Below are 1,724 nucleotides of genomic sequence, written 5' to 3' on the forward strand. Positions count from 1 at the left end.
CGCGCCCTTTTCGTAGATCGTGACGGTGTAGAAGTTGTTGATCTCGATGTAGCTGTCGGGCCGCACCGGGTGCGCCATGGGGCCGGCGTCCTCGGGGAACTGGGCGGTGCGCAGCACGCGCACGTCCTCGATGCGCTTGACGGCGCGGGCCGACGGGCTGCCCGCCATGTCCATGGAAAATTCCTGGTCGCGGAAGACCGTCAGGCCCTCCTTCAGGCTCAGCTGGAACCAGTCGCGGCAGGTGACGCGGTTGCCGGTCCAGTTGTGGAAGTACTCGTGGCCGACCACGCTCTCGATGTTGGCGTAGTCCACGTCGGTGGCCGTGGACGGGCTGGCCAGCACGTACTTGGTGTTGAAGATGTTCAGGCCCTTGTTCTCCATGGCGCCCATGTTGAAGTCGCTGGTGGCGACGATCATGAAGCGCTCGAGGTCGAGCGAGAGGCCAAAGCGCGCCTCGTCCCAGGCCACGCTGGCCATGAGCGAGTGCATGGCGTGCTCGGTCTTGCCCAGGTCGCCCGGGCGCACGTAGACCTGCAGCAGGTGCTCCTTGCCGGCGCGGGACTGGATGCGCTGCTCGCGCGCCACCAGCTGGCCGGCGACCAGCGCGAACAGGTAGCTGGGCTTCTTGTGCGGGTCGGCCCACTTGGCGAAGTGGCGCCCGCCGTCCAGGTCGCCGTGCTCGACCAGGTTGCCGTTGCTCAGCAGCACCGGGTAGGCGGCCTTGTCGGCGCGCAGCGTGACGCTGTACATGGCCATCACGTCGGGCCGGTCGAGGAAATAGGTGATGCGGCGAAAGCCCTCGGCCTCGCACTGCGTGAAGAACGTGCCCTGGCTCACGTACAGGCCCATCAGCTGGGTGTTCTTGGCCGGCGCGCAGGTGGTGAAGATCTCCAGGTCGAAGGGTGCGTCGCCCTCGGGCAGGTTCTCCAGCACCAGTTGGCCTGCGTCCATCTTGAACGATGTGCCGGCGCCGTTGAGCAGCACGCGCGACAGGTTCAACTCTTCACCATGAAGGCGCAGCGCCTGTGCGGGTACGGCCGGGTTGCGGCGCAGGCGCATCTTGTTGAGCACCCGGGTCTTGGCCGGGTCCAGGTCGAACGCCAGGTCGACGGTGTCGATCCACCAGGCGGGTGCCTGGTAGTCGCCGCGGTGGATGGCGGTGGCTTGTCCTTCACGCAACATGGTTCTCCTTAAATGCCCTGTTTGAGCGAGGCTTCGATGAAAGCGTCGAGATCGCCGTCCAGCACTTTCTGCGTGGCGGAGATTTCGACGTTGGTGCGCAGGTCCTTGATGCGGCTGTTGTCCAGCACGTAGGAACGGATCTGGTGGCCCCAGCCGACGTCGGTCTTGGTGTCTTCGAGCTTCTGCGCCTCTTCCTGGCGCTTGCGCATCTCGTGGTCGTAGAGCTTGGAGCGCAGGCGCTGCCAGGCGATGTCGCGGTTGCCGTGCTGGCTGCGCCCGTCCTGGCACTGCACCACGATGCCGGTCGGNCCCAGCCCACGTCGGTCTTGGTGTCTTCGAGCTTCTGCGCCTCTTCCTGGCGCTTGCGCATCTCGTGGTCGTAGAGCTTGGAGCGCAGGCGCTGCCAGGCGATGTCGCGGTTGCCGTGCTGGCTGCGCCCGTCCTGGCACTGCACCACGATGCCGGTCGGCATGTGCGTCAGGCGCACGGCCGAGTCGGTCTTGTTAATGTGCTGGCCGCCGGCGCCCGATGCGCGGTAGGTG

The 1,724-nt window shown here is 66.2% G+C and carries 1 protein-coding gene and 2 pseudogenes; all 3 read right to left on the bottom strand.

Features of this window, described 5'->3' with window-relative positions; all coding sequences use genetic code 11:
* On the bottom strand, positions 1–1,182 hold a 1,182-nt coding region (locus QZH66_RS15730), incomplete at its 3' end, for a M1 family aminopeptidase (protein WP_305806836.1).
* 8 nt (positions 1,183–1,190) lie between these two features.
* Positions 1,191–1,490 (bottom strand): annotated as a pseudogene (locus QZH66_RS15735) (peptide chain release factor-like protein); the annotation flags it as partial.
* 2 nt (positions 1,491–1,492) lie between these two features.
* Positions 1,493–1,724, bottom strand: a pseudogene (locus QZH66_RS15740) (peptide chain release factor-like protein); the annotation flags it as partial.

Origin of the sequence: Stenotrophomonas sp. YIM B06876 (genome assembly GCF_030711595.1) — a bacterium.
Lineage (GTDB): Bacteria > Pseudomonadota > Gammaproteobacteria > Xanthomonadales > Xanthomonadaceae > Stenotrophomonas.